Consider the following 23,533-nt stretch of genomic DNA (forward strand, 5'->3'; position numbering starts at 1 on the left):
CCTGCCTCCGTGTAAACGCTTTTTTATTTCCACTTCACAATAGCTCAATTTTCACTCGTTATAGTATAGATGAATTTTCAGAAAGGAGCAGATTATGACACATGTTGAGCTGGCGGGATTGAAGAAGTCATACGACGGAAAGAAAAATGTAATCAATCAAGTGGATTTGCAGCTGCAGCAAGGAGAGTTCTTCGTCCTTGTCGGTCCCTCTGGCTGCGGGAAGAGCACCATACTGCGCATGATTGCCGGTCTGGAGCAGATTACAGGCGGGGACTTATTCGTGAATGGCAAGCGGATGAATGAGGCCCCACCGAATAAGCGGGATTTGTCCATGGTTTTCCAGAATTATGCCCTCTACCCCCACTTGAATGTGGAACAGAATATCACTTTCGGCTTACATACAAAGAAGATTTCACGCGAGGAACAAAGGCGCCGCTGTCTGGAAGCTGCTGATATGCTTGGCTTGACAGATTACCTGAAACGCAAACCGCGGGAATTATCCGGCGGTCAAAGACAGCGGGTCGCTTTGGCCAGGGCCATCGTGACCCAAGCCCCTCTTTGCCTGATGGACGAGCCCCTATCCAATCTGGATGCAAAACTGCGTACCAGGATGCGCTCGGAAATCAGACAGATACAGCGGAAACTGGGAATCACGATGATTTATGTCACACATGACCAGACCGAGGCAATGACGATGGCAGACCGGATGATGATCCTGCATGAAGGCGTACCGATGCAAATCGGCAAACCGCTCGATATTTACAATCATCCTGCCAATACCTTCGTCGCGACCTTCATCGGATCACCTGCCATGAATGTCATGGAAGCAAATGTGTCACCAAGCAGGATCACGCTGTCCCCGCAATGCATCTTGCCGAATCCGATGAAAGGAAATACAAGTACCTCAGGGAAAAATGTCCAAATCGGAATAAGGCCCGAGCACATCCTGTTTTCCGCTCCGGAACAAGCAGACGCCGTAGCGGAGGTCGTCAACACCGAAATACTCGGCACAGAAACCCTCATAGCATTCACGCTTGATGATGCCGATGAACAATGGATCGCCAGATGGAACGGACAATGGCAGTTCTCTGTCGGAGACAGGATTCCTATCCGCTTTGACTTGGACGCAATTCATCTTTTTTCAAAGGACAGCGGCCGGCTCCTTTGGGCAGCGAATGACGGACAGCCGAAGCAAGCTGCTCGGGAGGTGCTCAGATGAACGCCGCGCGGGACCTGCAGCCAGTTCCTTCTCATGAGGAACGTCCCAAACGGAACCCTTTCGCCTTCCTGGAAGGCTGGCTTTACCTGCTTCCTTCCATCATCCTGTTCGGGGTATTCGTTTTCTACCCCATGTTCCGAACCATCTATCTGAGCTTCTTCCTGGCTGACCAGATGGGCCCATTCGAATTCGCCGGCCTTGGGAATTATCAGTATATCCTTGGCTCTGACAGTTTCCGCAGCAGCGTCAAAGCAACGATCCTTTTCGTCCTGTACACCGTCCCCGCCGGAATTCTGCTGGCGCTGTTCCTGGCATTGCTGACGAATGAAAAGATGAAGGGAATCGGCTTCTTCCGGACCCTTTTCTCCTCGACAATGGGAATGAGCGTTGCAGCATCCAGCGTCATATGGATGTTCATGTACAATCCCTCGATCGGTGTATTCAGCAGAATTGCCGAATGGCTGGGCCTTCCTGCAATCCAATGGCTCCAGGATCCCGATTATGCTCTGCTGGCAGTTTCCCTATCGACGATCTGGATGAATACTGGTTTTGCCTATCTGATCATACTTGGCGGATTGCAGAATATCGACCCACATCTTTATGAGAATGCGAAAGTAGCCGGCGTAAGCTATTTTTATCAGCTCCGCCGCATTACACTGCCGATGTTATCACCTACACTGTTTTTCATCGTGACCGTATCACTCATCAATGCATTCCAGACATTCGGACAAATCGATATCCTTACAAAAGGCGGTCCGGTGGAATCGACGAATGTCGTCGTCTATTCCATCTACAAGGACGCATTCATCAATAATGATGTCGGGGCAGCGAGTGCCCAGGCAGTCATTTTGTTCTTCTGTGTCCTGCTGCTTACAGTCCTGCAGTTCAAGCTGGGTGAAAGGAAGGTGCATTATCAATGATCATCGCAAAACGCATCAGCCTGTATACCGTCCTTGTCATCTGTGCCGCCGTGATGATGTTTCCGATATTCTACGCCTTCAGCATTTCCTTCATGGAAGGCGGAGAAGTACTGGACGGCAGGCTGCTCCCAAGCAGCCTGTCCCTGGATAACTACTTGGAAGTATTCGAAAAAGTGCCGCTGCTGACATATCTGATCAACAGCTTCGTCACATCGGCCATCGTCATGTTCGGGCAGCTCTTGGTAAGCAGCCTGGCAGCATTCGCCTTTGTTTTCATGAAATTCAAAGGCAGGGACTTTCTATTCTTCCTGTTCATCTCCACGATGATGATCCCGTGGGAAGCGACAATGGTACCAAATTTCATGACCGTGCAAAATCTTGGGTGGACAAACAGCTATATAGGTTTGACGGTTCCTTTCTTTGCCTTGGCATTCGGAACCTTCCTATTGCGCCAGCATTTCAAGACCATCCCCCAGGAACTGTATGAAGCTTCCCAGGTTGCCGGTATTTCAAGATTCCGCTTCTTCTGGAATGTCATCCTGCCGGTCAGCAGATCCAGCTTGATCACTTTGGGCATCTACAGCTTTCTCACTAACTGGAATATGTATCTTTGGCCGCTCCTGGTCACCAATACTGAATCGTCTAGAACTGTCCAAATCGGCCTTAAGCAGCTGCAAACACAGGAAATAGCCTCTGATTGGGGAATCGTGATGGCCGGCGTTGTCATCGTGATCCTTCCTACCCTGCTGCTGTTGTTCGCTGGACAGAAAAAACTGCAAAAAGGTCTGACGCAAGGTGCAATCAAATAAAAACGAAAGAGGTTGTATGATGAAAAGACTATTAGCAGGGTTATCTGTTTTATTCGTACTATTTCTCAGCGCTTGTTCCGGAACCGATTCTGCAAGCAGCACAACGGAGGATGGCAAGACAGAAATCATCTTCTGGCATGCCATGGGCGGGGAATTGGAAACCAGCATCAATGAAATCGTGGATGAATACAACAGCTCACAGGACAAATATACGGTTAAACCGGTCTATCAAGGCTCTTATGAGGAGTCACTGACAAAGCTGAAAACCGTGGCTGGAACCGCAGATGCCCCGGCGGTCACACAGATTTTCGAAGCTGGTACGAAACAGATGATCGACAGCGGGAATATCCAGCCCGTCCAAAAGTTCATCGATGAAGAAAACTACGACACATCCCAATGGGAAGAAAATATCTCCTCCTATTATCAAGTCGGCGGCGAGCAGTATTCCATGCCTTTCAACTCCTCCACCCCGGTCCTTGTCTACAACAAGGATGCATTCAAGGAAGCAGGCCTGGACCCGGAGAAAGCTCCTCGCACGTACAGCGAATTGAAGGAAGCTGCCGAAAAGCTGACAATCAAAGAAGGCGATAAGACAACGCAGTATGGTCTATCCATTCTGAACTATGGATGGTTCTTCGAGGAATTGCTTGCAACGCAAGGCGGTATGTATGTCAATAACGAAAATGGACGCGAAGGTGAAGCAACGAAGGCTGCTTTCAATGATGAAAAAGGGCAGAAAGTTTTTGAATTGATCAGTGATATGTACGAAGCAGGCACGTATTACAATAGCGGTCAGAACTGGGATGATATGCGCGCATCCTTCCAGGCCGGCACAATGGCGATGATGCTGGATTCCTCGGCAGGTATCAAAGGGCTTGTCGATAACGCTGATTTCGAAGTGGGCGTTGCATACCTGCCTCACCCTGACGATGTCAATCCGCAAGGCGTCATCATCGGCGGTGCTTCCCTCTGGATGGCAAAGGATATCGATGAAAATCAGCAGCAAGCCGCCTGGGACTTCATGAAGTACCTATCCACACCGGAAGTACAGGCAAAATGGCATGTGGAATCAGGCTACTTTGCTATCAATCCAGCAGCTTACGAGGAAGATATCGTCAAGCAGGAATGGGAGAAGTATCCGCAATTGAAAGTTACAGTGGATCAGCTTCATGACACGATTCCGAGCACAGCTACGCAAGGCGCTTTGATCTCCATTTTCCCTGAGGCACGCCAGCAAATTGTAACCGGCATGGAAAGCCTTTATCAAGGTGAAGACCCGAAAACCGCTCTGGACAAAGCTGCAGCTGAAGTGGATACCGCACTCGAGAAAGGCAGCAGGAGCAGATAAAAGAAAACGTGAGAGCAGATGCTCTCACGTTTTTTAATATGAAGCCCTGCCTGAGCGCTTGGCTTTCCTTTTATTGATTATCTTTTTGACGATTGGATAGACGACCGGTCCATACTTAATCGCTTTCCGAACAAGGTTTTTCATATTGAAACGCCTCCATTCTTTGGTTCTTATTTCCCCTTCTTGAACACTCCCTAAACATGCGCAAGAGAGAAGGCGACAAACATTCCCATTGCTGTCACGATACCCACAGCCGGGCCTCCCTCTTCATATGCCTCGGGCGCCATCGTGGAAGCAACCATTGCAATGATCGCTCCTCCTGCAAACGAATTGAGGATTGCTCTTGTACTGGAGCTGGTATCCTGCAGCAGCACTGCTCCGACAAGTGCACTGAGTGCTGATATCATCATTACGGCCAACCACATCAAAAGGATTCGGTTTCTTGAATAACCGCTGCTTTGCATACCGGAAGTGCTGGAAAGACCTTCTGGAAAGTTACTGATGAAAATCGAAACAATCAATGCTGTACTGGCACCCCCTCCACTTGCCAAACTTAGACCGATCATGGCTGATTCCGGAATGGCATCCATCACGGTTCCCGCAAAGATCGCCAATCCCGAACCCTTATCCTCTTTATTATGCGTCTCATGCAAACGTGTCCGCTTGCGATTTTTCCCGCCTCTTCGCGAAATGACTATATCCAATATAGTGAAGATGATTGCTCCTCCAAGAAAACCTATTGCCTCTTCTTGCAAGCCTCCGCTGATTTCATATGCTTCCTCCAGTAATTCATAAGAGGTGGAACCAATCAATGCCCCTGTACCAAGGGCCATGATAAAGCCGATGATCCGCTTTTTTACCGGGATGAGCATTAGCAAGACAGCTCCAATCAAACTAGCTGAACCTGCAATGGCGCCCCAAAGCAACGCTTCCCACATAAGCATCCTCCTTTCCATGTCATGTTAGAGGCATTGCCTAAATGATTGAAAAGTAAACACAAAAAAGAAGACCGCACAGACGGTCTTCGTTCAAGCAGCAGCTTGCTGTGGTTCATATTTCTTCAAAAGGCTGGAGAATACGGCAGCCAAAACCTGCTGGAACAGCATTCCGATCACTACCGGTATGGCGACAGGAGCCGGGAAGAAGCTTACAGCCAGCACCACACCTGCACTGATATTCCGCATCCCCCCGATGAAGGTGACACTGACTATCTCCTGCCTCCCATACCCAAATGACTTTCCGAGAAACCAGCTAAGCAGATAGCCGCCAAAGGACAAACAAAAAACGAGCAGCACAATTCCCATGACAGTCAAATCCATCTCTTTTAGTTGAGGAGCCACTACGGACGCATTAATGGATACCACCGCTATCAGGCCTATCTTTGAGAATGGAGCAAGATTTGTACTTAACGTGCTTGTGAGCTGCTTGCTGCAAAATTGATTGACAAGCATGCCTGCTAGCGAAGGAACGACAATCATCCACAGCAGATCCTCCATCATCGGCAGTACCTCAAGCTGTACATCACCGCCAACAAGGACATGCAGAATCATCGGCACCAGCATAGGGGAAATCAAGGTCCCGATCAAGATGGTCGATAAAGTGATACCGATATCCCCTTCCTGCATTGCAACCCAAACGAATGCGGTGATACCAGTGGGTATGGCTGTGAGCAGCACAAAGCCTGTAATGGTGTACACATCCCCCGGGAAGAAAAGATGTCCAAGGCCAAAAGCCAGCAAAGGCATGATGAAATGAAGAACGGCAAAAGCTAGCAGCATCGGTCCTGGTTTTTTAACTGCATGCAGCAGGCTGCCGAAATCGGCTGATAAGCTTCCGGCAAAGGTCATGCCAGCAAAAATCCAAGGAACCAGTGATTCCCCGTGATGCAGGATATCAGCGAGAAGGATGCCTGCCACTACGCTGAGCGGAGTCAGGAAAGGCATATATCGTGCGAGTACACGATTCAGATGATTCATGAAGGATATCCTTCTTTCTTATTTTATCTCCCTTCAGTATATCAATATTATGTAAAACTGCATGATAAAACCGCAGCTTCACAGCTGCGGCCCTGATTATTGGATTTCCATGCGCAGGTCGCCGGCCTTGGCCCATCCGATTGATTTGATGACATGATAAAGTCCAAGCGAGATGATCAGCGGCAGGATGACACCTGTTGCCAAGTAAATCAAGAAAGCTTCCACGCCTTGGCTTGCCAGAATATTAAGCGGCGCAATGAATGAATTTAAGCCCAAACCTGCCAGTTCATAGGATGTCGTAAAACCTAGCAGCACTGTCGCAATCGGAGCACATACGACAGCAGCGACGAATGGCGGGATGACAAGTGCTGGATTCTTGATCAAGTTAGGGAATTGTACTTTCGGTGTAATGACAAACTGTGCCAGGAAACCACCGAGATCATTCTGACGGATACTCATGAAAGTGAATCCGACGAATTGGGCAGTACAGCCAATCAATGCTGCAGCACTGGATACCGGATCCAGCTGCAAGGCGATCGCCAATGCCGCCGATGATGCTGGTGTCATCAACAGAATGCTCCATACCAACGAAATGACGATGGATGCAAGCAATGGTGAACCAGAAACAGAGTTGGCAATCTGTCCGCTCATCCATGTCAGTAACGGTGTTGTCACAGCTGCAAGACCCGCCCCTGCAATACCCCCCACAAATACCGCCGCAAATGGGATGGCCATCATATCAAGTGGTGTCTTCCCTGCTACCCTCTTTCCTACAAAGGTAGCGACCACCGCCGCAAGGACAGCACTGATCGGCTGACCGGACACCATCGATGTCAGCAAGCCGTCATCGCCGACAGTCATTGCAGCACCGCCGATTGTCGCACTGATCATCGCACTGAAGACGACCAGTGTATTGCCGCCCAGCTGAACAGCGATTCCCGCTCCTAAAGCTGGTGCCAGCAATGCTTTCGCGACTGTACCGACAGCAATCAATGTCGGCCAGTTCAGAAACTCACCAAAGGTTTCCATCAATAAACCAATACCGAGGGTCACGAGGACTGCATTTGCCATTCCTTGTGATGCTTTGTACATTCGCTCGATAAAATATTCCTTCATTCTTCCCGCTCCCTCTCCTGAATAGTCATTCAATTCTGACTACTCAGCTTTGCATTCTCTCTTTTCACATAAGGGCGTGACTCCTTATGTGCTAGTACATTTTTAATGAGTACATATTAGTATTTAGATATACTACCACCCTTTTTGGGGAGAAGTAAATATATTTTTAGTAATATTATTTAATTTTCAGTTATTTTAAATTTCATTAAGCCAAGTCCCCGCCTTCTGTCGAACAGGAAATTCCTTTATTTAATACCCTCAGCCATCCCTAAGGCTGTATTCCTCTTATTTCCTCTTCAATGCTCCGTATTATAAGTTGAACCAGCCTTTGTAATGGCTATACTTTCATGTTAGGATGTTGGTTTATCTGGGTATAACAATAGGTAGCAAAAGCCTGACAAGAGCTTTTTGCATGACAAATTCAGGAGGTGCCCTCCCATTACAGATTTAATCGATTATTTTACAACTAATTTTACATTCATACTCGGATATACATGGGACCATATCAAGCTTGTCGGTTCAGCAATCATCATTGCCATTGTGATTGGCGTCCCATTAGGTATCTATTGCTCCGTCAATAGATACGCAGCCTCAACCATTCTTCAAATTGCTTCCATCATGATGACTATTCCAAGCCTCGCATTATTTGGAATCATGATTCCAATTCTTTCACTCATCAACGAAGGAATCGGTACTTTACCGGCTATCATTGCACTTGTTCTCTATTCACAGCTACCGATCATCCGGAATACTTACACAGCAATCAGCAATGTAGATCCCAATATACGGGATGCCGCCAACGGTATCGGCCTGACTACTTTCCAGCGTCTTTACAAAGTGGAGCTTCCAAACGCCCTGCCATTGATCATGGCCGGAGTCCGCACTGCCACTGTCCTGAATATCGGTGTCGGTGCCATTGCTACGCTGATTGGTGCAGGGGGTCTTGGAGGTATCATTTACCAAGGGATACTTCGCACCAATAATACAATGATATTGGCAGGTGCCATCTCGGTTGCGATTTTGGCATTGATTGCCGATTTGTTCCTGCGTCTGATCGAAAATCTATTTACGCCTAAGGGTGTAAAAAAATAATAAGGGTGACATTATGATTCATTTCAACGATGTAACAAAGGTATATAACGGCAATGTAAAGGCTATTGAAAATATGAATTTTACAGTCGAAGATGGTGAACTGGTTATCATGCTGGGTCCTTCCGGCTGCGGAAAGACGACCTTGCTTCGCATGGTGAACCAGCTGGAGAGCATCACGGATGGCGACATCATGCTCAATGGCAAAAGCGTACGGCATTCCAATAAGATAGAAATGCGTCGTAATATCGGGTATGTCATTCAATCCAATGGACTATTCCCCAACATGAATATCGAAGACAATGCCATGATTGTGCCCAACCTGCTGGGCTGGGACAGAAAGAAAATGCGCGATCGCTTCAACATGTTGATGGAGCTCGTCGGCTTGAAGCCGGATGAATACCGGAAACGATATCCGCATGAGCTTTCCGGAGGTCAGCAGCAGCGCGTAGGCGTAGCCCGCGCCTTGGCTGCCGACCCGCCGGTCATGCTCATGGATGAACCGTTCGGAGCCCTGGATCCGATCATCCGCACACACCTTCAGGAGGAATTCCTGCAAATTCAAAAAGAGCTCAAGAAGACGATCCTTTTTGTCAGTCATGACATTGATGAAGCCGTCAAGATGGCAGATAAAATCGCCTTGCTCAAAGGCGGGAAGATGATGCAGTACGCCGAACCAGCAAGGATGCTGAACAAACCTTCCAACAGCTTTGTCGCAGAGTTCGTCGGTCAGGACCGCGTGCTGAAAAGCATGAGCCTGTATACAGTGAAAGACTTGGCTGATGCCTTGACATTAAAGCCTGTGCTGGAGTCTCCTGATTCTCAGAATATCAACGAGAATCTTTCCCTGCGTGTGGCCATCTCGAAAATCTTAAACCAGGAAGCGGATCAATTAATCGTGGAAAACGACAATGGTACGCGTAAAGGCAGTATCACTTTGGACTTGATCGAGCAGTTCCTGCACCGTGAGATCAAGGAGAGCGTCTGAGGGGGCTTTGATCATGGAACGGACAAATAAAACCATCGCTTTGATCATCAAGCTTATCTTTTGGGCGCTCCTCATCGCCTTCTTTGTTTGGGCATTCGCCAATGATATGTTCAGTAAGATTGCGGAACAGCCGGATACTTTCCTGCGCTTGCTTGGTGAGCATATCACGATCGTACTCCTTTCAGGAGCTGCTGCAGTGCTGCTCGCTGTACCACTGGGTATCTTTGTCACACGTCCTAGATTCCGCAAATCGGAATGGCTGATTGTCGGCATTGCGAATCTTGGTCAGACGATTCCGAGCCTGGCTGTGCTTGCACTTGCCATGGGGTTTCTGGGTATCGGAATCAGCGCAGCCATCGTTGCCTTATTCCTCTACTCCCTGCTGCCAATCTTGCAAAACACGATTGCCGGCATCGACTCTGTCGATGACAATATGAAAGATGCAGCCAAAGGGATGGGACTAACGAATACACAGATTCTTTGGAAAATCGAGCTTCCAAATGCACTCACCTCGATCATAGCGGGGGTTCGGACCGCATTGGTCATCAATATCGGAACCGCTGCACTTGCTTACCTAGTCGGTGCAGGAGGCCTGGGTGTATGGATTTTCACAGGTATCCGCCTTTTCGATAATGCATTTTTGATGTCCGGAGCCGTTCCCGTCACACTGCTTGCCATCGTGATTGATTATCTATTCAAGTGGCTGCAGTTCGCCTTGGTGCCAAAAGGACTCCGGCTTGCCAGAAAAGCACAAAATCCGTAAAGAAAGGATACCTGAATCGATGAAAAAAAGATTGACCCTATTCGCCTTATTGACGGCTTTATTAGTCGTGCTAAGTTCATGCGACCCTGGCGGGAAAACCATTACCGTCGGAGCGAAAACGTTCACTGAGCAGCTCGTGATAGCCAAAATGACAGCCTTCATATTGGAGGATAACGGTTATAATGTCGAAGAAATTCAAAATCTAGGCTCCTCTGCCATGCGTCAAGCAATCGAGACTCGACAGGTGGATATGACATGGGAGTATGTTGGTACAGCACTTGTCACCTATTTGGATCAAGAGCCGATAGCGGATAAAGACGAGGCGATGCAAAAGGTTAAGGAATTGGATAAGAAGAACGGCGTGGCTTGGACAAACTTGACCGATGCCAACAACACTTATGCACTCGTCATGGAGCAGGAAGAAGCCGATGAATTAGGCATTGAAACTTTAAGTGACTTGGCAGCTTATGCGAAAGAAAATCCTGAGGATCTCCGATTCGGCATGGAGACGGAATTCAGGAATCGGAGAGATGGGATGCCTGGATTAGAAGAATATTATGGATTCGATGTGCCTCCTTCCAATATCCGCGAAATGGAAATAGGTCTTTATTACACAGCATTGGAAAACGATGAAATCGACGTCACCCAAGCATTTGTAACGGATCCGCAGATTAAATCAATGGATCTGAAAATATTGGCAGATGATCAGAAGTTTTTCCCTTCCTACAATTATGCTGCTACCATCAACCAAGAAACGCTGGATGAATATCCGGAGCTGACGGAATTGCTGGATCCGCTCCAGAAGGCCCTGACAGAGGATACCTTGCGTGAATTGAACTACCAAGTGGATATTGAGCAAAAGAGTGTAGAACGTGTAGCCAAGGACTTCCTCGAGGCAAATGATCTGCTCAAGGACTGATGAAACGACCCTGACAAGGGTCGTTTTTATTTGATTTCAGCTGCGGTATGGGTATTACATACAAGGGGATAAAATCATCTTCTTATCTATCATCATTTTGCAGGACTTGCCGAAATTGGCGCGGTTACTTAATCTGGATGTAACTGCGAGACAGATCGGGACTGGTTTATGTATAGCAGGCGTTGCTGTCATGATGCGCCATTAAAAAAAGCTGCCAGGACTAGCCGGCAGCTTTTGTTTTATATGATTGTCGAGCCATCGGAGCTCAGGAGATTGCGGTACATCGACGGACGGCGGTCACGGAACAGACCCCATTCCACTCGCTGCATCGCGAGTTCATCCAGATCGAATGTTTCCATTAGGATTTCTTCTTCTGTACGTCCTGCTTCCTTAAGCAAATTCCCCTGCGGTCCAGCAATGAAGGAAGAACCATAGAATGTGATGGACGAATCATCATCCGACTCTACTCCGATCCGATTCGATGCCAAGACAGGCACCAAATTGGCTGCTGCATGACCGCGCATGCACATTTGCCAATGATCCTTCGAATCGATGCTTGCATCCTCCGGCTCTGAGCCGATCGCTGTTGGATATAGCAGGATTTCCGCTCCCTGGAGCGCCATGCTGCGAGCAGCTTCCGGGAACCACTGATCCCAGCAAATACCGACACCGATTTTTCCGAATCTCGTATCCCATACCTTGAAACCAGTATCCCCAGGTGAAAAATAATATTTCTCCTCATAGCCTGGTCCATCGGGAATATGTGTTTTCCGGTAGATGCCAAGTACAGATCCGTCTGCATCGATCATAGCGACTGTATTATAGTTTGCATTATTCTTTTTCTCATAAAAGCTGATCGGGAGTACCACACCAAGCTCTTTTGCCACCTGTTTGAAATGCTGCACCGCTTTGTTCTGGTCCAGCTCTGTTGCATACGCATAATAAGCAGGCTTTTCCTTCTGGCAGAAGTAAGGTGTCTCGAACAACTCCTGCAGCAAAATGACATTCGCGCCTTTTGCAGCAGCTTGGCGGACAAGCTTCTCGGCATTGGCGATATTCTCTTCCACTGCACCAGAACAAGCCATCTGTGTGGCAGCCACGGTTACTTTTCTCAATCGATTCACTCCTTTATTGCGGGCATTTGCTGTGTCGTACAATGCACATTTCCGCCCTCTTTGATGATAGCCAGTCCATCAATCGTACGGATCCGGCGATCCGGGAATTGCTCCTGAAGCAATTTGATCGCCCGTTCATCTGTTCCTGCGGCAGTATTGCCGAACACAGGAAGGATGATGCCGCCATTCACAAAATAGAAATTGATATAGCTCAATGTCAAACGCGTGTCATTCCAAGTGGCCTTCGGCGGCTGCTGGACTGCGATGACTTCGATTTGACGGCCTTTGGCATCCTTCGTCTCATCAAGGATCCGCAGGTTTTCCTGCGTAATCTCATAATTTTCATCGTCTGGATCATCTGTCACCTGCAGCAGCAGCTTACCAGGTGCCGCGAAGCAAGCGATATTATCGACATGTCCGTCTGTTTCATCTCCAGCAACACCGCGTTTAAGCCAAATCACTTTTTCAATACCAAGATATCGACGGAGATAAGCCTCGATATCCTCTTTGGACAGATCAGGATTGCGGTTCGGGTTCAAAAGGCATTCCTCGGTAGTGATCAGGGTGCCTTCCCCGTCCACATGAATGGATCCGCCCTCCAATACCAATGGAGCATCCAATTGTTGAATGCCTAAGTGGCTCAAGACCGCAGGAGCCACCGCATCATCCAGATCCCATGGGAAATACTTCTCTCCCCATGCATTGAAACGCCAGTTCACACCTGCCAGCTTGCCCGCTTCGTCCCGGACGAATGTCGGACCATTATCACGCAGCCATGCATCATTATGGGAGACTTCAAGCAATGTCACATTCTCAGCTTGTCCCACATAAGAAGACGCTGCATCTTGATCCTCTGCGTTCACCAATACCGTAATCGGTTCGAATTCCGCGATAGCCAGGATCAGTTCCGCATAACCTTTACAAACAGCTTCCCAATCCTCCGGGTACACCATGGAATCTTTTACCGGCCAGCTAATCAGTGTACGCTCATGCTTCTCCCATTCCGGAGGCATCGTATATGTCAAATGTTGTTCCATTCATCATCACTCTTTATCATAGATTCTTTAAAACAGACTTTCCGGAATATCATATAACAAAAGCACCTCAACAACAATCAGTAAGAAGTCTATTTATGATGAATTCCAGAAAATAACTGCTCGCATTCCTATAAGGTTGCTCGTAGATTCGAATAATCAGCGAAGCAGAAATACAAGCTGCGGATGCTTTCAAGCATTCTCCATCCATTCGCCCCCTCCCCGGCCAATTCAAAAAACGAAGGATTTCTCCTTCGTTCATTCGGCTGCTTGGGCAACTGGCGCTGTATTTGGCTTTGGCAAAGGCTTTGCAAACTTTTCCTTGAAGTAACTGATGACAAATGATGTCACCGCAATGGAAGCAACGGAATAGATGCCTTTGACAAGACCTACCGAATAAAGGCTTACCATCACGACGCAAAAATCAAAAATGAAGTTGATTGTTCCTGGGTTTGTTCCGAAACGCTTTTGCAGGAACAAGGCGAGGATATTCGCTCCTCCCAGCGATGCTTGATTCATGAATAAAATAATCAAGCCGAATCCTACGATCAAGCCGCCCCCGACAGCTGCGACAATGCCTGGAAGTTCGATAGCGGGATATAACGGATGAAGGAACGAGAACAAGGTCAGGATCGATACGGATACGATTGTAGTCACCGTAAAGCGCCACCCCATATTGATGAATGAAAAGATGTAGAATGGAATATTGACGATAAAGAATACGACACCAAAGGGCAAGGCCAGCAGATAGGATAATCCCAATGAAAGTCCTGCCGTTCCTCCTGTCACCAGCTCTGCGTTTTTCAGCATATACAAGCCTAGGCTTGCCAGGAAGCAGCCAAGGACGATTTTCAAATACTTTTGCAGCAAATGATTTGCTCCTCTCCGAGTCAGAATCCATGTTGAAACAAGCCCACGATCGTGATATGGGCGGTCATAAATCACGACATCCTGTTAATTCACTTTCTATGTTAGAATAAATAACATGAGAAATGAATAGATTTTTGCAGGCAATACTTCATATTGAGATTCATAATGAAAATTATATGCAGGGATTACCTGCAATGTGAAAGGAAGGCGAATCATGGACCACATTGACCGCGCTTTACTGGAATTGCTGCAGCACGATGGCCGTATCACAATCAGCGAGTTATCCAAAAAGCTGGCCCTGAGCAGACCGAGTGTTTCAGAGAGGATGGCTAGGCTCGAGGAACGCGGTGTCATCGAGCATTATACTGCCCGTGTCGCGCATGCGAAGGTGGGCCTGGATATCCTGCTGTTCATCCAGGTCAGTGAATTGAAGATTTCCCACTTGGAGTTTGAAAATTTGATTGCCAAAGAAGAAGCAGTGCTCGAATGCCATCGGGTGACCGGGCCGATCAATTATTTATTGAAAGCAGCCGTCCCCGACATGAACGGCATGCGTGAATTAATCGACCGGCTGATTCCATATGGTGCTTTCAATACATCCACAGTACTGACCTCTCCGGTGGCTTATCGAGCCCTCCTGCCAAGAGATGATCAGTAATGCTTCCATTCCTGCTGGTAAATCTCGATCAAGTGCGGATCGACCAATGTATTCGGCCGCAGTGACACGGTTTCCCCATCTGAATTGGTGATTTCCCTATCTTCATCCTTGCCGAATTCAGTCATGCCTGGAATCATGGACGTTTTCAAATATTCCGTGGGTACCGTGACTTCCAGTTCATCCGGATCGATCGGGTTTCTGCTGGCCATGACAAAGCCCCAATTACCGAAGCTCGGCACATCCAAATGCAGATTTTCCGTTTCCAGTCCTGTTGCACGAATGGTTTCGTCTATCGTCCAGTAAGACTCGGTCGCAAACACCGGGCTGGTCGCTTGGACGATCATCGCTCCCTCGGGATTCATATGATTGCGTACCAATGAGTAGAATTCTTCGGTATAAAGCTTGTTCAAGCTCTCATCATTCGGATCGGGCAAATCCACGATGATGACATCATACATCCGATCTGTCTCCTTCAAGTAGTTGAAGGCATCCTGATTATGGATGGTCACTTTATCATTTAATAAAGATCTATTATTCAGATCTAGCAGTCTCGGCTCCGTCTTCGCCAATTCGGTCACTGCAGGGTCGAGATCGACCAACGTGATATCCTGGACGTCATCGTACTTCAAGATTTCATTCGCAGCCAAACCATCCCCTCCGCCAAGAATCAGCACATGATCATGCTGCTTGGCTTGGGACATGACCGGATGGACGAGTGCATCATGGTACCGATGCTGATCGAACGAGCTGAACTGCAAGCCGCCATTCAAATACAGCCGCAGATCATCTCCATCCTGGGTAAGGATGATATTTTGATACTGGCTTTGTTCCATATGAATGATCGGATCCTCGTACAGCTTCTGCTCGAAGGAAAATGCAGTCTCCTCCCCGAAAAAGACACCAAGGATGAGCATGATTCCAATGACGATCCCGACGGCGGCATGCAAGGCAACGCGCTTCACTTCCGCACGAAACAGCCAGAGAACGATGAGCGCCACTGCCAAATTGACAAGTCCGACTAAAAATGCCGATTTGACGATACCGAATTGCGGGCGCAGCAGGAAGGCAAAAAGCAGCCCGCCGATCAGTCCCCCCGCATAATCACTGAATAGGACGCGTGCCGTACTTCGGCCGAGCGTCTCTCCGATCTCATTCGCTTTACGGATGAGGATCGGCAGCTCCACCCCAGTGAGCGCCCCGACGATAAGCGTCACGAAATATAGATAGAATGCATCTGTTCCATCAGGAGTATAGGCCGTGATTCCGAACATGGTAAAACTGGAGAATCCCCCGATCAAGGCCACGAAGAATTCGATATAAATGAATGCCAGGATCAGCCGCTTCGTCACCCGTTCGCTGACGCTGGCACCGATCCCCATACCAGTCAAAAACAAAGAGATGGTAAGTGTATATTGCTTCACACCATCTCCGAGAATATAGGACCCTAGGGCCCCGAATAAGACTTCGAAAATGATACCGCAAATCGAAACGATACCTGAAGCCCAATATATGAATGACGTTTTATTCGATACTTTCTCTTGCATCTCTTTCATCTCCGAACCGCTTTTAACTTACGTAATGGATGCACCGATGACGAATCCAAGTCCGACTGAAACTGCCAAGGAAATGATTCCGACAGCGATATTGTTTTCTTTCAGCTTGGATTGGACAGAGAAACGCCTCGTCACCCCTTCGAATACGAAGTAGGCTACCATCTGCAGAACGACACCATAAGCCCCCCAGATAAGCGTTTCCCAAAGCTCGCTGCTGTGATAAATGGAGAATGATAATACAAGACAGATCCCGATGACCTTACCGCCAATCGACAACGCCACCGCTGTGTTGCCCTTTTCTATTTCCTCCCAGTCCCGGTACTTATGCGTGATCAGCTCAAAGATGATAAGACCGATGATGACGATTACAACCGCAATGGCAAAATACAAAAACGTTGATAGAAATGGATTCATGAATCTATGCCTCCTTATTTATGGTTTATCTTTATTTACCTGCATCCGGCCCTCCGCCGCGATAGCTGGATGTACCGCGTCGTACAGTGCTTCCTGTGCCGCCGCTGCCATCATCCGACCGATATGTCGACGTATAGCCTCCGTAGCACCCGCCGTTCTGGCAAGTATCCATTCTGGTCTGGCTCCAATTGCTGCCAAAAAGGGAGTTCAACAGCGCAAATGTAAAGAATGTATTTAAATAGTTCGGTGAGTAGTTTTCGCGCACAAAGTTGCGGTCCGCGACTTCGATCAAGGTGACATCATCGTCTTCTTCACTAGGTTTCAGCGTGATGAAGACATCATCATAAATCATGATTTGCTGTCCGTTTTTCTTATCGCTGATCTCATCAGGACCTTCTGTTTGCTTAAACAGCTCTTCTAATTCGTCCACTGAATAAAGGCGCGTTGCATAGACATTTGCGCTGGTGCTTCTATCTCCTGAAACAACATCGAGCAAATAGAAGTTATTGTCTATCAATGTCTCGATCGATTCCCCTGCACTATTTTCAAATTCTGAGGTGACTGTTTCCTTATCCGGTTCATCAGGTATATCGCTGACAGAAGCAGACTGATCACCGGAACTACCGCAGCCAGCCAGGATGAGGACAAAACACAGGCAGATACCCGCCAGCCAATATTTCATGAAAGCTCCTCCCTTCTCCCTTTTTCTTATGTACAGCAGACAGACGAAAACCCTTGCTTCACGCAAGGGTCAGCCTGCCGATGGCTTTGGCTGCTTACTCTTTGCCCATTTTCTTTTTAAGGGCAGCTAACTCATCGTCGACGCCATTTTTCTCCAAAGCAGCGAATTCATCATCGAGGGAGCGATTCGATTTGGAAAGGTCCTCGCTGGTTTCCGCCTCTGCCTCATACTGCAGCACCTTTTCTTCCATACGCTCGAAGCCGCTGCGTGACTCATCACTGCCGATACTGGACATGGTGCGGTTCATCTTCGTGCGTGTTTTGGCAGATTCAGCACGTGCTTTCAAGGAATCCTTTTTCAGTTTCATTTCTGCGTATTCTTTTTTCATTTCATCCAGTTTCTGACGGATGGCAGCTGCATCGCTGGATGCACGCTCCCAGGATGCATAAAGTGTATCAGCCGTCTGCTGATGTGTCTGCTTATCCTCCAGGGCACGGCGAGCCAAATCATCATTACCTGCTTCGACAGCTGTTTCTGCTTGCTTCTGACGCTTATCAGCCATCGCCTTGGCATCATCATACTTGCGTTTAAGCATCTTTTCATTGGCTATCTGTTTTGCAACGGCAGTTTCCGCTTCCCTGATATCCGCTTCCATATCACGCATGAACTGATCCAGCATTTTCACCGGATCTTCGGCTTTATCCAGCATTGCATTCAATTCAGAGCTTACGACTGTCTTCACACGATTAAAAAATTTGAACATACTATTCATTCTCTCCTTTGATCTTTTAATTTGAACCCGCAATTATTTTGATTTCACGCGGTTTGATTTCATAGCCGTAGCTGACCTCTATTTCACTTCCCCAGCCCTCAAGACCAAGGAAATGCTCTTCATCTTCATCATAATAATCTGCAAAATGAACGATGGAGCCATTCACATTACGACTTCTTCCTTCCCCGACGACTCGCGCTTCACCTTGCTCATCAAGGTAGTAAGTCCGGCCCTCGTACGATAACTGCTTCGGATATGGTTTTGACACCGAAAGCGGGATTTTTTTATATATACCCAGCTCCAATTCATCATCCATTTCCGCGGAGAGCCACAATGTTGTATCCCCTTCCACCAGCTGATAGTCAAACCATTCATAGTTCCCTTGGCGGGATGTGATTTTGCCGACTACTTCATACGTGACCAAGTCATATTCGACAATGTCCCCCACTTGGATGGAAAGTGCATTACGTTCCCTCACAGCAGGACGCTCAGGAGCTTTTTTCTTGAATATACGGGAAAGAATACCCAAAACCTTTCACCATCCTCTTATCTTGTACCTTCTTATACGGGCAGGGATTCAAAAGGTTCCAAACTTTTTTCCTGCTTGTTTCTAATTATACAGGTGTACAGCCGGACATGCATGGACTTACTATTCCAAAACAGGATTATCGATGTCAAAAGAAGGGGAACATAGCTTTAGATCGTCACAAAGGAGATGATTGTATGATCATCCGCTTCGGCTATGCAGCAACTGCCTTGAATTTATATGAAGCATCCCCGGCGAAGACCATGACATTCGCCAGGTGGTCCAGACTCGGAAACGATGAGCGGAAAGCCAAACTGCACGCACTGACAAAGGAAAACCTGGAACGTACAACCCGGATCCTTCATTATAATATCGCCCATCAGATCAACCTCTACCGTTTTTCTTCTTCGCTTGCTCCGCTGGCCACCCATGAAGAAGCAGGGTGGGATTATATTTCACCCTTTACCGACTTGTACGGAGAAATCGGACGGCTGGTACGGGATCACGGCATCCGAGTGAGCTTTCACCCGAATCAGTTTACCCTTTTTACAAGCGATAAACCGCATATCACGGTAAATGCCATCAAAGATATGCAATACCATTACAATATGCTGACTGCAATGGGATTAGAAGAGGAAGCATATATCAATATCCATATCGGAGGCGCGTACGGAAACAAAGAGCTGGCGTTGGAACGATTCCAGGAAAACATCAAGCAGCTTCCTGAACCGATCAAAGCGCAAATGACATTGGAAAATGATGATAAAACCTACACAGCAGCCGAAACGCTGAAAGTGTGTGAAAGGCATCGGATACCAATGATGTTCGATTTTCACCACTACATGGCAAATCACACAGAAAGGGAGCCCCTGGAGGAAATCCTCCCGCGCTTCATGGCTACATGGCAAAACCGCAAGCATGTGCCGAAAATCCATGTTTCTTCCCCTAAATCAGAGAACGCATATCGCAGTCACGCTGATTATGTAGATGCGGAATTTCTGATGCCGCTGATCAAGCATCTGAAGGATATCGGCCAATCCTTGGATTTCATGATTGAAGCAAAACAGAAGGACAAGGCAGCACTGCGGCTGGCAGAGGATATTTCCTGTATTCGAGGCGTAAAGCGAATCGGCGAAGCAGCAGTTGAACTATGAAAGAAGGCATTCCATAGCGGAATGCCTTTTTAAAACTGATTATTGTTTCAGAAGCTGTCAATTTGCTATCCAGGTTATCCTTTGATCCTGAGAAATCCACTCAAGATCGCACTGCCGGCGGATTGTCAGCTTTGTCGTTCCTGTTACGCTATTTCGTATATCGGTTCCGTGCATACAGAATGAAACCAGCTGCAGTCAAGGTCAGACCTGCTGTCACTAGATTACCGATCAGAGAAGCTGTATCTGGCAGGCGTTGTCCTTCGGGATCTTGATGAGCTTGATTTTTCTCCGACCCTTGCCCCGCACTTTCTGCCGTCTTATATGTAAGCTTGATTTCTCCGGCGTCCCTTTCTGGTTCCTCGCCCTTTTGAGCAGGCACCACGTCAGGTTTTGCTTCCTCGGGAGAGCCTGCCGATACGTGTTCCAATTGCCTGCCATCGAAGGAAAGATCCAACAGAAATCCATCTTTAGTATCATACAATTCCACTCGCAGGGTCTGTTCACCAATATCGGCCAGCCGGGAAAGCTCCTCGGCCGTCACTTCCGTCTCCTTATCACCTTCAATAAGATGGAACTTTGCTTTGAGTTGGAATAGTGCAAGGAAGTCATGCCACAAAGATACCAGTTCACTTCTCTGTCCATCCTCCAGATCATCGAGGCTGCCCAAATCACCTATACCCTTTGCACGATCACGCAGTGACTCGATCCCCGCGATAGTGTCATCCGAAACGCTGCCCAGCACGGACTCCAGATGATCATATAGATTTCTGCCCTCCTCTTCACTCATGCCTATCTCTTGGAAAGCAGAGGATGCCTCCTCCCAAAACGCGTCAAAGTCCTTGCTGCCTGTAACGGAGACATAGTCCGCGAGTTCTTCCAAACTTGCAAAGTCGGCCAGCGTCACACTATCAGCAGCAAGCAGCCGATCAAGCTCCTCTCGCTTCAATCCGATTTTCTCCAATAGAAGATAGACAGAAACTTGATTAACGTCTTGATACATGACGTGATAGATTTCGCCCATGTTTTGGTAGCTATATAAATCCAAGCCGTTCGCCGCAAACAAATCTTCCAATTCTTCCAATGTCATGCCAACTTCATCAGCAAGTGCCTGTAAATCCTCAGTCGGAACATTTTCTTTCACATCATCTTGGGAGCTGTTTCCTTCCGTCCCTCCTGGTACAATTCCGTCATCACTTTCTGGTGCAGGGTATTGAATCATCCCATAACCATACAGTCCATCACGGCCCTCCTGGCCAAGATCCATGCTATATTGCTGAAGGAGCTGCCGCAATTGTGCATTAGTATCAGCCGGAAACTGCTGCTTCAAAATGGCAAGCATGGCGGTGACATGGGAAGTTGCCTGCGAGGTCCCGCTCATCATTCCGTAATCGGAGCCTGGTAATGTACTTGGGATATCTGCTCCCGGAGCTGCAAACTCCACTTCATCCCCGACCGATGAAAACGACGTGATATCGTTGTTTTCATCGGTAGCGGATACCGCAATGACAGGCTCATAAGCTGCAGGATAATCAACTGGATGTCCCGCTCCTTCATTTCCGCTTGCTGCCACCAACAAAATACCGGCTCGATAAGCTTTGTCTACGGCATCCTCCAGCGCGTCACTTTTATCCGCCGTTCCCATGCTCAAATTAATGATGTCCATGTTTTGCGCAATAGCCCAGTCTATTCCTTCCAAAAGATCGGAAAGATATCCTTCACCGTTCTGGTCCAGCACCTTGACCGCATAAAGATCCGCATCGGGTGCTATGCCGTCTATGCCTTGTCCATCATGCTTTGCTCCGATGATGCCGGCTATATGGGTTCCATGGCCCTCATCATCTTCATAAGATGTTGTATAATCGACAGCCGAAAAACCTCCGGCAATTTCTAAATCGTCATGCGGATAAATACCGCTGTCCATGATGGCTATCTTCACCCCATTGCCCGTCAGCCCATCTTCCCAAGCCATAGGAGCATGTATGGATGCAAGATTCCACTGTTCCAGGGCCGCTGCCTGCGAAGGCTGGCTTTCGCCATTATCCGCAATACGGATTTTACTATCTGGTTCCACATACTTGATATCAGGGTCTTTCTTCAATTCATCGATTGTTTCTGTATCTGCAGATATTGCAGCAGCTGATAAGTGGCCATATTGCTCCTCCACTGCAGCACCGCTGTCCTGAATGGCTTTTTCACCTTGTTCGTTTTCATAAACGACGACCATTTGCTGTTCTTCTTCTGCATACGCATTCCCAATTGGAATCTGGGAAATCAAACCTGCCAACAGCAAAGCACATACACTTTGCTTCAAGAATAGCTTCTTCATCTGCAATATCCCTCTCACTAGGTAGACTCTTATCTTTTATATCGGTAAGAATCCTAAAACATAAAGGAATCGGTATACATCGACCAATCCCCAAACTAACAGCTTATGCATCTATTCCGGCACCCTGCTTCTTCCGGTAAGGGAACAAAAATAAGCAAGCAGCCCCACAGGAAGGATGGGAGCCGCTTGCTTTCCGCTCTTTTTGCGATTTTTAGGAGGTACATATTCGGACCGCTTCCTCCCGTTTGCTCACAGTATACTCTTCCCCAACCTTGGCAAGCAGGCCGGTTTTATGAAGCAATCGTTCCGGCTGGCCATGCACACCGAGAAAGAGCAGTTGCTTATCGGCGGTTTCATAATGATCAACGAGCTTATGCAAAGCCGCTTCAGCTGATGTATCCATATAGGAAACCTTCTGTAAATCAAGGATGAGGGAGTCTGGTTCCTCCTCCATTGTCTTTTCCACCACTTCCTCCAGGATATCCGTGGATCCGAAAAATAAAGGTCCTTCGAATTTCCACATCCGCACACCGTCGGTTTCCTGGACATGGATTTGTTCATCTTTCACAAAGAGCACTGTGCTCATCCGTTTGACGAAAACGACAAAGGCAAGCAGCAAGCCGCAGCCGACACCTACTGTCAGATCGGCAAGCACTGTCAGCGCAAAGGTCACAATCAGGATGAATGAATCAAATGTACGCATCCGGATGATATGGGCGACCTCCTTGCGCTCGCTCATATTCCAGGCAACAACCATAAGAATCGGGGCCATGCTGGCAAGCGGGATTGCCGAAGCATACGGCGCAAACAGAAGCAGGATGACCAGGACAAAAATGCAATGCACCACTCCGGAGACAGGCGAGTAGGCGTTGTTCCTTATATTCGTTGCGGTCCTGGCAATCGCGCCTGTTGCTGGAATGCCACCAAAGAGGGGAACGGCAATATTCGCTATTCCCTGCCCGACTAGCTCGCGGTTGCTGTGGTGCTTGGTTTTGGCCATATTATCAGCGACTGTCGCTGACAAAAGCGACTCCACTCCTCCCAATAAGGCAATAGCGATCGCAGAGGGCAGCAGGTAAATGATCTTGTCCAATGTAACCTCAGGTAACTGAAGCTGCGGCAGCTTGCTCGGTATATCGCCATATACACTGCCGATGGTTGCTACCTGTCCCTGGAAAAAGAGCACAGCCACAATCGTCGATAAAATCAGCCCCACTAGCGCTCCCGGTACTTTCGGCAGGATTTTCGGCGTAAGGAGGATGGCAGCAAGGGATACGGCCGC

The 23,533-nt window shown here is 47.9% G+C and carries 23 protein-coding genes; 10 read left to right on the top strand and 13 right to left on the bottom strand.

Annotated elements, in window-relative coordinates:
- Positions 1-94 precede the first annotated feature (94 nt).
- The 4 genes from CHH53_RS01455 to CHH53_RS01470 are packed head-to-tail and all read left to right on the top strand — an operon-like array spanning position 95 to position 4,296.
- Positions 95-1,219 (top strand): ABC transporter ATP-binding protein, encoded by a 1,125-nt coding sequence (locus tag CHH53_RS01455; protein WP_095214350.1) that lies wholly within the window; start codon positions 95-97, stop codon positions 1,217-1,219.
- The gene (locus tag CHH53_RS01460; RefSeq protein ID WP_095214351.1) at positions 1,216-2,139 is read left to right on the top strand and encodes a carbohydrate ABC transporter permease; all 924 of its coding nucleotides are present in this window, start codon (positions 1,216-1,218) and stop codon (positions 2,137-2,139) included. Before CHH53_RS01455 ends, CHH53_RS01460 begins: the two co-directional genes overlap by 4 nt.
- Positions 2,136-2,948, top strand: coding sequence for a carbohydrate ABC transporter permease (locus tag CHH53_RS01465; protein ID WP_095214352.1), 813 nt, complete (start codon positions 2,136-2,138; stop codon positions 2,946-2,948). Before CHH53_RS01460 ends, CHH53_RS01465 begins: the two co-directional genes overlap by 4 nt.
- 19 nt (positions 2,949-2,967) lie before the next feature.
- The gene (locus tag CHH53_RS01470; protein WP_095214353.1) at positions 2,968-4,296 is read left to right on the top strand and encodes an ABC transporter substrate-binding protein; all 1,329 of its coding nucleotides are present in this window, start codon (positions 2,968-2,970) and stop codon (positions 4,294-4,296) included.
- A gap of 194 nt (positions 4,297-4,490) precedes the next feature.
- On the opposite strand, the gene CHH53_RS01475 is transcribed toward CHH53_RS01470, so the two are convergent.
- The 3 genes from CHH53_RS01475 to CHH53_RS01485 form a co-directional block, all read right to left on the bottom strand.
- Complete coding sequence (locus tag CHH53_RS01475; RefSeq protein ID WP_095214354.1) at positions 4,491-5,234, bottom strand: ZIP family metal transporter; 744 nt, start codon at positions 5,232-5,234, stop codon at positions 4,491-4,493.
- Positions 5,235-5,324: 90 nt separating this feature from the next.
- Entirely contained in the window at positions 5,325-6,272 is a 948-nt protein-coding gene (locus CHH53_RS01480) for a bile acid:sodium symporter family protein (protein ID WP_233134751.1), read from the bottom strand.
- Positions 6,273-6,368: 96 nt separating this feature from the next.
- A complete protein-coding gene (locus tag CHH53_RS01485) occupies positions 6,369-7,388 on the bottom strand; it encodes a PTS sugar transporter subunit IIC (RefSeq protein ID WP_095214355.1) in 1,020 nt (339 codons plus the stop codon).
- Positions 7,389-7,796: 408 nt separating this feature from the next.
- Between CHH53_RS01485 and CHH53_RS01490 the strand changes: the two genes are divergently transcribed.
- From CHH53_RS01490 to CHH53_RS01505, 4 genes are read left to right on the top strand one after another with little or no spacing between them, the layout of a single operon-like run.
- Positions 7,797-8,480, top strand: coding sequence for an ABC transporter permease (locus CHH53_RS01490; RefSeq protein WP_233134752.1), 684 nt, complete (start codon positions 7,797-7,799; stop codon positions 8,478-8,480).
- Between the two features lie 13 nt (positions 8,481-8,493).
- Positions 8,494-9,465: an ABC transporter ATP-binding protein gene (locus CHH53_RS01495; protein WP_095214356.1), complete on the top strand. Its 972-nt coding sequence runs from the start codon at positions 8,494-8,496 to the stop codon at positions 9,463-9,465.
- Between the two features lie 13 nt (positions 9,466-9,478).
- On the top strand, positions 9,479-10,228 hold the full coding sequence (locus CHH53_RS01500) for an ABC transporter permease (protein WP_095214357.1): 750 nt from the start codon (positions 9,479-9,481) through the stop codon (positions 10,226-10,228).
- A gap of 19 nt (positions 10,229-10,247) precedes the next feature.
- Entirely contained in the window at positions 10,248-11,147 is a 900-nt protein-coding gene (locus tag CHH53_RS01505; protein WP_095214373.1) for a glycine betaine ABC transporter substrate-binding protein, read from the top strand.
- A gap of 239 nt (positions 11,148-11,386) precedes the next feature.
- Here CHH53_RS01505 and aguB read toward each other — a convergent pair whose 3' ends face one another.
- The 3 genes from aguB to CHH53_RS01520 form a co-directional block, all read right to left on the bottom strand.
- The gene (gene aguB, locus CHH53_RS01510) at positions 11,387-12,262 is read right to left on the bottom strand and encodes an N-carbamoylputrescine amidase (RefSeq protein WP_095214358.1); all 876 of its coding nucleotides are present in this window, start codon (positions 12,260-12,262) and stop codon (positions 11,387-11,389) included.
- Between the two features lie 5 nt (positions 12,263-12,267).
- Entirely contained in the window at positions 12,268-13,299 is a 1,032-nt protein-coding gene (locus CHH53_RS01515; RefSeq protein WP_095214359.1) for an agmatine deiminase family protein, read from the bottom strand.
- 255 nt (positions 13,300-13,554) lie between these two features.
- A complete protein-coding gene (locus CHH53_RS01520) occupies positions 13,555-14,166 on the bottom strand; it encodes a YitT family protein (protein WP_233134755.1) in 612 nt (203 codons plus the stop codon).
- A 214-nt stretch (positions 14,167-14,380) separates the two neighbouring features.
- Here CHH53_RS01520 and CHH53_RS01525 point away from each other — a divergent pair, with 214 nt between their 5' ends.
- Positions 14,381-14,824, top strand: coding sequence for an Lrp/AsnC family transcriptional regulator (locus CHH53_RS01525; protein ID WP_095214360.1), 444 nt, complete (start codon positions 14,381-14,383; stop codon positions 14,822-14,824).
- On the opposite strand, the gene CHH53_RS01530 is transcribed toward CHH53_RS01525, so the two are convergent.
- The 5 genes from CHH53_RS01530 to CHH53_RS01550 all read right to left on the bottom strand — a co-directional run bounded on the left by CHH53_RS01530 (position 14,818) and on the right by CHH53_RS01550 (position 18,774).
- A complete protein-coding gene (locus CHH53_RS01530; protein WP_233134757.1) occupies positions 14,818-16,368 on the bottom strand; it encodes a polyamine aminopropyltransferase in 1,551 nt (516 codons plus the stop codon). The two genes, CHH53_RS01525 and CHH53_RS01530, sit on opposite strands and share 7 nt — an antisense overlap.
- Before the next feature lie 27 nt (positions 16,369-16,395).
- Positions 16,396-16,791, bottom strand: a complete 396-nt coding sequence (locus tag CHH53_RS01535; protein WP_095214362.1) for a DUF350 domain-containing protein — start codon at positions 16,789-16,791, stop codon at positions 16,396-16,398.
- Positions 16,792-16,822: 31 nt separating this feature from the next.
- The gene (locus CHH53_RS01540; protein ID WP_095214363.1) at positions 16,823-17,473 is read right to left on the bottom strand and encodes a DUF4247 domain-containing protein; all 651 of its coding nucleotides are present in this window, start codon (positions 17,471-17,473) and stop codon (positions 16,823-16,825) included.
- Between the two features lie 94 nt (positions 17,474-17,567).
- Positions 17,568-18,236, bottom strand: a complete 669-nt coding sequence (locus tag CHH53_RS01545; protein WP_095214364.1) for a PspA/IM30 family protein — start codon at positions 18,234-18,236, stop codon at positions 17,568-17,570.
- A gap of 25 nt (positions 18,237-18,261) precedes the next feature.
- Positions 18,262-18,774 (bottom strand): DUF4178 domain-containing protein, encoded by a 513-nt coding sequence (locus tag CHH53_RS01550; protein ID WP_095214365.1) that lies wholly within the window; start codon positions 18,772-18,774, stop codon positions 18,262-18,264.
- Positions 18,775-18,968: 194 nt separating this feature from the next.
- On the opposite strand from CHH53_RS01550, the gene uvsE reads away from it, so the two are divergent.
- On the top strand, positions 18,969-19,925 hold the full coding sequence (uvsE, locus tag CHH53_RS01555; RefSeq protein WP_095214366.1) for a UV DNA damage repair endonuclease UvsE: 957 nt from the start codon (positions 18,969-18,971) through the stop codon (positions 19,923-19,925).
- 148 nt (positions 19,926-20,073) lie between these two features.
- Here the strand turns inward: uvsE and CHH53_RS01560 are convergent, their stop codons facing one another.
- Positions 20,074-22,251, bottom strand: a complete 2,178-nt coding sequence (locus CHH53_RS01560; RefSeq protein WP_095214367.1) for a processed acidic surface protein — start codon at positions 22,249-22,251, stop codon at positions 20,074-20,076.
- 211 nt (positions 22,252-22,462) lie between these two features.
- Positions 22,463-23,533 (bottom strand): SulP family inorganic anion transporter (locus CHH53_RS01565; protein WP_095214368.1); only part of this gene is annotated, 1,071 nt, incomplete at its 5' end.

The organism is Terribacillus sp. 7520-G, assembly GCF_002271665.1.
Lineage (GTDB): Bacteria > Bacillota > Bacilli > Bacillales > Amphibacillaceae > Terribacillus.

Excerpts from the sequence above, each read along its gene's own strand:
- CHH53_RS01525 (WP_095214360.1), top strand. The coding sequence starts at position 14,381 with ATGGACCACATTGACCGCGCTTTACTGGAATTGCTGCAGCACGATGGC.
- CHH53_RS01505 (WP_095214373.1), top strand. The coding sequence starts at position 10,248 with ATGAAAAAAAGATTGACCCTATTCGCCTTATTGACGGCTTTATTAGTC.
- CHH53_RS01515 (WP_095214359.1), bottom strand. The coding sequence starts at position 13,299 with ATGGAACAACATTTGACATATACGATGCCTCCGGAATGGGAGAAGCAT.
- CHH53_RS01545 (WP_095214364.1), bottom strand. The coding sequence starts at position 18,236 with ATGTTCAAATTTTTTAATCGTGTGAAGACAGTCGTAAGCTCTGAATTG.
- CHH53_RS01530 (WP_233134757.1), bottom strand. The coding sequence starts at position 16,368 with ATGCAAGAGAAAGTATCGAATAAAACGTCATTCATATATTGGGCTTCA.
- CHH53_RS01500 (WP_095214357.1), top strand. The coding sequence starts at position 9,479 with ATGGAACGGACAAATAAAACCATCGCTTTGATCATCAAGCTTATCTTT.
- CHH53_RS01560 (WP_095214367.1), bottom strand. The coding sequence starts at position 22,251 with ATGAAGAAGCTATTCTTGAAGCAAAGTGTATGTGCTTTGCTGTTGGCA.
- CHH53_RS01475 (WP_095214354.1), bottom strand. The coding sequence starts at position 5,234 with ATGTGGGAAGCGTTGCTTTGGGGCGCCATTGCAGGTTCAGCTAGTTTG.
- CHH53_RS01485 (WP_095214355.1), bottom strand. The coding sequence starts at position 7,388 with ATGAAGGAATATTTTATCGAGCGAATGTACAAAGCATCACAAGGAATG.
- CHH53_RS01535 (WP_095214362.1), bottom strand. The coding sequence starts at position 16,791 with ATGAATCCATTTCTATCAACGTTTTTGTATTTTGCCATTGCGGTTGTA.
- CHH53_RS01465 (WP_095214352.1), top strand. The coding sequence starts at position 2,136 with ATGATCATCGCAAAACGCATCAGCCTGTATACCGTCCTTGTCATCTGT.
- CHH53_RS01480 (WP_233134751.1), bottom strand. The coding sequence starts at position 6,272 with ATGAATCATCTGAATCGTGTACTCGCACGATATATGCCTTTCCTGACT.
- CHH53_RS01540 (WP_095214363.1), bottom strand. The coding sequence starts at position 17,473 with ATGAAATATTGGCTGGCGGGTATCTGCCTGTGTTTTGTCCTCATCCTG.
- CHH53_RS01460 (WP_095214351.1), top strand. The coding sequence starts at position 1,216 with ATGAACGCCGCGCGGGACCTGCAGCCAGTTCCTTCTCATGAGGAACGT.
- uvsE (WP_095214366.1), top strand. The coding sequence starts at position 18,969 with ATGATCATCCGCTTCGGCTATGCAGCAACTGCCTTGAATTTATATGAA.
- CHH53_RS01495 (WP_095214356.1), top strand. The coding sequence starts at position 8,494 with ATGATTCATTTCAACGATGTAACAAAGGTATATAACGGCAATGTAAAG.
- CHH53_RS01470 (WP_095214353.1), top strand. The coding sequence starts at position 2,968 with ATGAAAAGACTATTAGCAGGGTTATCTGTTTTATTCGTACTATTTCTC.
- CHH53_RS01455 (WP_095214350.1), top strand. The coding sequence starts at position 95 with ATGACACATGTTGAGCTGGCGGGATTGAAGAAGTCATACGACGGAAAG.